The organism is Thermoflexus hugenholtzii JAD2, assembly GCF_900187885.1.
In the GTDB taxonomy this organism is placed as follows: Bacteria; Chloroflexota; Anaerolineae; order Thermoflexales; family Thermoflexaceae; genus Thermoflexus; species Thermoflexus hugenholtzii.
Window position 1 is genome coordinate 168,085 of record NZ_FYEK01000022.1, and the last position, 7,180, is coordinate 175,264.

Here is a 7,180-nt window from a genome sequence, read left to right on the forward strand (position 1 = left end):
GAAGAAGAACGTGCGGCATAGAGTTCGTCGGTTTCGATCCGGAGGGACGCGATGGCCTATGTAGCCGTGGATCTCGGAGGCACTCGCATCCGGGCCGCGCGCTGCGATGCGGCGGGCCGAGTGCAGGCCCGGACGGAACAGCCCACCCGCCCGGAGGAGGGGGTGGAGGCGGTGATCGCCCGCATCGCCGGGGCGATCTGGGCGGTCTGGCCGGCGGAGGAGCCGGTGGAGGCGATCGGCGTCGGCGCGCCGGGCCCGCTGGACCCCCGCACCGGGGTGGTGCTCACAGCCCCCAACCTGGGCTGGGAGAACGTCCCGCTGGCGGAGCGGTTGCAAGAGCGGTTCGGCGTCCCCTGTTTCGTGGGCAACGACGCTAACCTGGCCGCCTTAGGGGAATGGCAATATGGTGCCGGCCGCGGCCACGAGCACCTCGTCTATCTCACCATCAGCACCGGCATCGGGGGCGGGGTGATCACCCATGGGGTGCTGCTGGAAGGTGCCCACGGCCTGGGGGCGGAGCTGGGCCATATCGTCGTGGAGGCCCGAGAGGGGCCCCGATGCGGCTGCGGGCAGCGGGGCTGTCTGGAAGCCCTGGCCTCCGGGACGGCCATCGCCCGCATGGCCCGGGAGGCCCTCGCCCGCGGCGAGCCGTTTCCCGGGTCGGATCGGGACCCCGAGTCCATCACCGCCGCCGACGTCGCGGGGGCGGCGGCCCGGGGCGACCCCGTGGCCACGGCCATCATGGAGCGGGCCGCCTTCTACCTGGGGGTGGGCATCGCCACCTTCTGGCACATCTTCAACCCCACCCTCGTGATCCTGGGCGGCGGGGTGATGAAGGCAGGAGACTGGTTTCTGGAGAGGATCCGGGCGCACGCCCGGGAGCGGGCGATGACCCCTGCCTACATCACGCCCATCGTCCGGGCGGCCCTAGGGGAGGACGTCGGGCTGCTGGGCGCCCTGGCCTACGCCCGATGGCGACTGGCCTCCATCCTCCCCTCCTCCCGCTGAAGCCGCGCCCAGTCCTCCGGCGTGTTGATGTTCCGCCAGGACCGGCCCTCCGGGTCCACCGCCTGCCATTCGGCCGGCGGGATGTAGCGCACCCGGATCGCCGGGTAGAAGGCGACCACCGCCCGCTGCCCGCACGCCAGGGCGGCGGCGATGGGGTTCAAACAGGAGGCGCGATAGAAAGCGTGGAGCGGCTCCGGGCGACCCTCGATGTCCACCGGCACGATGGCGTCCGCGCCGGAGCGGCGCTCGAACAGCCAGCGGATGACCGCGGAATCCACCAGGGGCATGTCACAGGCGAGGGCGAAGGCCCATTCGTGCCGGGCGCTCAGCAATCCGGCCCACAATCCGCCCAGCGGCCCGACCGGCGGAGAGGGGTCCGGCAGGAGACGGGCCGCCAGGCCATGGAAGCGCTCGGGGTGCGGCGCCACCACGATCACATCGTCGGAGACCTCGTGGAGACGCTCCACCAATTCGGCGATCAGGGGGCGCCCGTGCCATTCCAGGAAGGCCTTGTCCCGACCCATCCGGCGGCTCCGGCCGCCGGCCAGGAGGATCACGCTATACATGCGGAGCCCCTTTGACACTTCGGGAAACCCTTCCCTAAGATAGAGTATATCCCCCTTTGTGAGGAGGAGCGCGATGTTCGGGCGACCCAAGCCGGAGAAGGCGCCGGCGGCTCCCAAGCCGGCGGTTCCCAGCGTGTCATCGGAAACGGTGCTGGGCCCCACCTGCGTGGTCAAAGGGATGCTGCAAGGGGACGGGACCATCCGGGTGGAGGGGATCTTCGAGGGCACGATGGAGATCAGCGGACATCTCATCATCGGGGAGAACGCGCGGGTGCGCGCGGAGGTGCGGGCGACCAACGTCTCGGTGGCCGGGATGGTCATCGGCAAGATCCACGCCACCGGGCGGGTGGAGATCCTCTCCACCGGGAAGGTGTGGGGCGAGATCCAGGCGGGCTCCCTGGTGATCGATGAGGGCGGATATTTCCGCGGCCAGTCGGTGATGCCCGGGGCGGAGCCCGAGTTCCCCATGCTGGAAGCTCCCCGCCCGGATCGAGAGGAGCGCGTCATCGACATAAGCGCGGGCCCGGACGTCCGCGAAGGATAGGTCTGGACCCAGCGATCCCCTTTCCACCTCGCTGCGCGTTGCGAAAACCGTGGGGCGGCTCGCCGGTCGCCCCGATTTTCTATTCCTTTCCCCAGCCGGAGAGGAGGTCGGCATGCCCGTGGTGGCCGTCGTGGGGGCGCTGTGGGGCGATGAAGGGAAGGGCCACATCGTGGATTACCTCAGCCGCACGGCCGAGATCGTGATCCGGGTCCAGGGCGGGGACAACGCCGGGCACACCGTGGTCAACGAATATGGAACCTTCCGGCTGCATCTGGTGCCCGCGGGGGTCTTCCACCCGGGGACCATCTGCCTCATCGGGGCGGGGACCGTGGTGAACCCGGACACGCTGCTCCAGGAGCTCTCAGCGCTGGAGGCGGCGGGGGTGGACACCGGGCGGGTGTGGATCTCCGATCGCGCCCACCTGGTCTTCCCTTATCACCGCCAGCGCGACGAGCTGGAGGAGCGGGTTCGGGGGGATCGCCCCCTGGGCACCACCCGTCGGGGCATCGGCCCGGCCTACAGCGACAAGGCGGCCCGCATCGGCCTGCGCGCGGGCGACCTGCTCCATCGGGACTGGTTGCACCGGCGCCTGCGGCAGGCGCACGCTGCGATCGCTGCCCGGATCGCCGCCCTCGGCGGCGAGCCCCCTTCATTGGAGGAGCTGATGGACCGCTGCGAGGGATGGCGGGAGCGCCTGAAGGACCGCATCATCGACACGATCCCGCTGCTTCAGGAGGCATTGCGGCGGGACGCCCGCATCCTCCTCGAGGGCCAGCTGGGCGCCATGCGGGATCTGGACTGGGGGATTTATCCCTATGTGACCTCCTCCAACACCCTGGCCGGCTACGCGGCGGTCGGCGCCGGGATCCCGCCCCAGGCGATCCGGGAGGTGATCGGGGTGGTGAAGGCCTTCGCCACGGCGGTGGGCGAGGGCCCGCTGGTCACCGAGGTCCACGGGGAGCTGGCCGAGCGCCTGCGCCGGGGCGGGCCGCCGGAGGGCTGGGAGTTCGGCGCCACCACCGGACGCCCCCGCCGGTGCGGCTGGCCGGACGCCGTGGCCCTGCGCCACGCGGCCTGGCTGAACGGCTTCACCGCCCTGGCCGTCACCAAGCTCGATGTGCTGGACGGGCTGGAGGAGATCCCCCTGTGCGTGGGCTATCGCTTGCCCTCCGGCGAGGTCCTCACCCACGTCCCGGATACCCCGATCCTCGAGCAGGTCTCCCCGGTGTATGAGCGCCTTCCGGGATGGACCGGTCCCACCGCCACGGCCCGGCGTTGGGAGGATCTCCCGGAGGCCGCCCGCGCGTACCTGCGTCGCCTGGCGGAGATCGCCGGCGCCCCCGTGCGCTACGTCTCCGTGGGGCCGGGGCGGGATCAGATCCTCGAGGTGGATTCGGCCGAAGCGAAACCGGGAGATGCTTCTCTTTGATCTGGACGATCGGCGGGGCGAAGAGCCCGGCCTCGTTGTAGGTCGAGATGGATTTCAACCCTTCGACCATCATCCCGGCTGTTTGGTCGGCATCCGCACGTTTTTTGTAGGAGCGGCTTCCGCCGCGACCCTCGCGTCATCGAGAACCAGAGGTTCGGGGTGAAAGCCTCTCCTGCAAAAGATCGATAAGGATCGATTCAAAACGCTGGAGGGGAGCTCTGGATGTTCACCCACGACAGTTATCTTTCCCCTTTCACCTGGCGGTATGGAAGCCCGGAGATGCGCCGGCTCTGGTCGGAGATCCATCGCCGGCGCCTGTGGCGGCGGGTTTGGATCGCCCTGGCCCGGGCGCAGATGGCGGCCGGCCGGGTGCGGCCCGAGCAGCTGGCGGACCTCGAAGCCCACGCGGAGGCCATCGACCTGGCCCGGGCGGAGGGGATCGAGGCGGAGATCGGCCACGACCTGATGGCGGAGCTGTTGACCTTCGCGGAGCAGGCTCCCATCGGCGGCCCGATCCTGCATCTGGGCGCCACCTCCGCGGACATCGAGGACAACGCCGATGCCCTGCGCATGCGAGAGGCCCTGGATCTGATCCGAGGGCGCCTTCGGCAGGTCCTGGAGACACTGGCGGGGGCCATCGAGCGCTGGGCGGAGACGCCCTGTATGGGATGGACGCACCTTCAGCCGGCGGAGCCGACCACGGTGGGCTACCGCCTGGCCCTCTACGGCCAGGACCTTCTGATGGACTGGGAGGAGCTGACCCGCTGTCGGGAGATGATCCGGGGGAAAGGCTTCAAGGGGGCGGTGGGCACAGGGGCCTCCTATCAGGCGTTGTTGGCGGGAACCCCGATGACGCCGTCCGAAATGGAGGCGCGGGCGATGGCGGAGCTGGGCCTGGAGGCCTTCCCGGTGGCCGGTCAGATCTATCCGCGCAAACAGGACTGGCGGGTTCTGAGCGCTCTGGCGGGCCTGGGGCTTTCCCTCTACAAGATGGCCTTCGACCTGCGCCTGCTGCAGGCGCCCCCCTTCGGCGAGTGGTCTGAGCCCTTCGGCCCGCGCCAGGTCGGCTCCTCGGCCATGCCCTTCAAGCGCAACCCGGTGCTGGCGGAGCGGATCAACGCTCTGGCCCGCTACCTGGGGACGTTGCCTCAGATCGCCTGGGAGACGGCGGCCCACTCCCTGCTGGAGCGCACCCTGGATGATTCCGCGGTCCGCCGCATCGTGCTCCCCGAGGCGTTCCTAACGGCGGACGAGATCCTGCGCCTGGCCCTGCGGATCCTCCGCGGCCTGAATGTTCACGAGGAGGGCTTGCGTCGCAACCTGGAGCGGTATGCGCCCTTCGCCGCCCTGGAGCCGATCCTTATGGCGGCGGCTCGGGCGGGGGCGGACCGCCAGGCCCTTCACGCCCGCCTGCGGGATCACGCGATGGCGGCCTGGGCGGCGGTGCAGGCAGGCTTGCCCAACCCGCTGCCGGATCGCCTGCGGACGGATCCGGAGATCACCCGATGGGTGCCTCCGGAGGACCTGGAGGAGCTGCTTCGGGTGGAAGCCCATATCGGCGATGCCCCGGCCCGCGCCCGGGCCATGGCGCAGCGGATCCGGGAGGCCATCGCCGGATGAATCTGGGGGTTCAGATGAAAGAGCGCTACGCCCTGTTCAGCCTGACCGATCGCACGGGGGCGGTGGAGTTCGCGCAGGGACTGGTTGCCCTGGGCTGGCAGATCCTCGCCACCCGGGGCACGGCCCAGGTCCTGGCGGCGGGAGGGGTCCCGGTGCGCTCCCTGGAGGAGTGGACCGGGTTCCCGGAGATCCTGGGGGGACGGGTCAAGACCCTCCATCCGCGGGTGCACGCCGGGATCCTGGCCCGAGCGTCTGAGGCGGATCAGGCGGAACTGGCGGCCATCGGGGGGAAGCCCATCGATCTGGTGGCCGTCACTCTGTATGCGTTTGAAGAAGCTGCCCGCCGTGGGGCAGAGGAAGAGGCCATTGAGGCCATCGACATCGGCGGGGTGGCGTTGTTGCGCGCCGCCGCTAAGAACTTCGCCCGGGTGATCGTCTGCAGCCGGCCGGAGGATTACCCGCCGGTCCTGGAAGCTCTTCGCCGCGAAGGGGAGGTTCCTCTGACGCTGCGCCGGCGCCTGGCGGCGCGGGCCTTCCGTCTGACGGCGGCTTACGACGCCTGGATCGCTCGCTATCTCGAGCGGGAGGACGGGGAGGGGGAGCTGCCGGAGACCCTGCTCCTGGCCGCCCGACAAGCCCTTCCCCTCCGCTATGGGGAGAACCCACATCAGGCGGGAGCGTTCTACCTGGAGCCCCTTCAGAAGCTCCCCTTTGAAGTGTTGCAGGGGAAGCCGCTCTCTTACAACAACCTGCTGGATCTGGAGGCGGCGTGGCGGGCGGTGGAGGAGTTCGAGGAGCCGGTGGCGGTGATCGTCAAGCACAACAACCCCTGCGGGGCGGCGATGGGGGCTGATCCGGCGGACGCCTTCCGACGGGCCCTGACGGGCGATCCGGAGAGCGCCTATGGCGGCATCGTCGCCTTCAACCGGGAGGTCGATGAGGAGGCGGCGGCCGCATTGCAGGAGGTCTTCCTGGAGGTCATCGCGGCGCCGGGGTATCGACCGGAGGCCCTGGACCGGCTCCGGCGCAAGAAGGCCTGCCGGGTGATCCGGATGCGGGAGGGGGCCCGGGGCGCCCTGGAGATCCGGAGCGTCCTAGGCGGGCTCCTGGTTCAGACTCCAGATCCGGGGGATGGGGATCCGGAGAGCTGGCAGGTGGTCACCCGGCGTGCGCCCTCTGAAGCGGAGTGGCGGGATCTGCGGTTCGCCTGGAAGGTCGTCCGCCATGTGCGCTCCAACGCCATTGTGCTCGCCCGGGAGGGGCAGACGGTGGGGGTCGGGGCCGGTCAGATGAGCCGAGTGGATGCGGTGCGGGTGGCGGTGATGAAGGCAGGCCCGCGCGCCCGGGGCGCGGCGATGGCCTCGGACGCCTTCTTCCCGTTTCCGGATGGTGTGGAAGTAGCGGCGGCGGCCGGGGTGACCGCCGTGATCCAGCCCGGCGGTTCCATCCGGGATGCGGAGGTGATCGCCGCGGCCGATCGCCTAAGGCTGGCTATGGTCTTCACCGGCCGCCGACATTTCCGGCATTAACCCCCGGGCTGGAGGATCGAACCGCTGACATCCGGTGAGGCCTGCGTTGCCATTTGTGCTAAGATTAGGATGTAGGTGGAAGGCGAAACAGGAGGGCATCCTATGGGATTCACCGTTCAGGACTTTGGGGATCTGGTGAAGTTGATTGAAACTAACGAGGAGTGGCGGCAGCGGCTTCGCACCCTCCTGCTGGGGCGGGAGATCGAGGACCTTCCCGATCAGATGCAGACCATGCAAAAAGCCGTCGGCGCCCTCTTCTCGGAAATGGCTCGTGCGTTCAACAATCAAGCGCAGACGCTTACCTCTTTAATCGGTGCGATTCAAACGCTTGTTTCCTCCATAAACACCCTGATTGTTGTTCAAAAACGTCAAGCGGAAGAGTTTGCCAGCTGGCGAGCTGAGGTTAATGAGCGTTTTGCAAAGCTGGAGGAGGCGATAGCGCGTCTGGCGGAGGCGCAGGCGCGGTCGGAGGAGCGTCTGAGCC

General features: G+C 69.2%; 6 protein-coding genes and 1 pseudogene. 6 read left to right on the plus strand and 1 reads right to left on the minus strand.

Translation table 11 applies throughout. From position 1 onward, the window contains the following. Positions 1-51: 51 nt before the first annotated feature. Positions 52-1,008: an ROK family protein gene (locus tag CFB18_RS05905; RefSeq protein ID WP_088570874.1), complete on the plus strand. Its 957-nt coding sequence runs from the start codon at positions 52-54 to the stop codon at positions 1,006-1,008. Here the strand turns inward: CFB18_RS05905 and mobA are convergent. Next, entirely contained in the window at positions 963-1,574 is a 612-nt protein-coding gene (gene mobA, locus CFB18_RS05910) for a molybdenum cofactor guanylyltransferase (protein ID WP_088570875.1), read from the minus strand. The genes CFB18_RS05905 and mobA overlap by 46 nt on opposite strands. A gap of 73 nt (positions 1,575-1,647) precedes the next feature. Here mobA and CFB18_RS05915 point away from each other — a divergent pair, with 73 nt between their 5' ends. The 5 genes and pseudogenes from CFB18_RS05915 to CFB18_RS05935 all read left to right on the plus strand — a co-directional run. Beyond that, positions 1,648-2,118 carry a bactofilin family protein gene (locus CFB18_RS05915; protein ID WP_088570876.1) on the plus strand — a complete coding sequence of 157 codons (471 nt, stop codon included), beginning with the start codon at positions 1,648-1,650 and terminating at the stop codon, positions 2,116-2,118. Between the two features lie 112 nt (positions 2,119-2,230). Beyond that, positions 2,231-3,547, plus strand: coding sequence for an adenylosuccinate synthase (locus CFB18_RS05920; protein ID WP_088570877.1), 1,317 nt, complete (start codon positions 2,231-2,233; stop codon positions 3,545-3,547). Between the two features lie 222 nt (positions 3,548-3,769). After that, the gene (purB, locus tag CFB18_RS05925) at positions 3,770-5,167 is read left to right on the plus strand and encodes an adenylosuccinate lyase (RefSeq protein WP_088570878.1); all 1,398 of its coding nucleotides are present in this window, start codon (positions 3,770-3,772) and stop codon (positions 5,165-5,167) included. Next, positions 5,164-6,696, plus strand: coding sequence for a bifunctional phosphoribosylaminoimidazolecarboxamide formyltransferase/IMP cyclohydrolase (purH, locus tag CFB18_RS05930; protein ID WP_200808100.1), 1,533 nt, complete (start codon positions 5,164-5,166; stop codon positions 6,694-6,696). The genes purB and purH overlap by 4 nt, the downstream gene beginning before the upstream one ends. A gap of 102 nt (positions 6,697-6,798) precedes the next feature. Next, a pseudogene (locus CFB18_RS05935) lies at positions 6,799-7,180 on the plus strand (hypothetical protein); the annotation flags it as partial.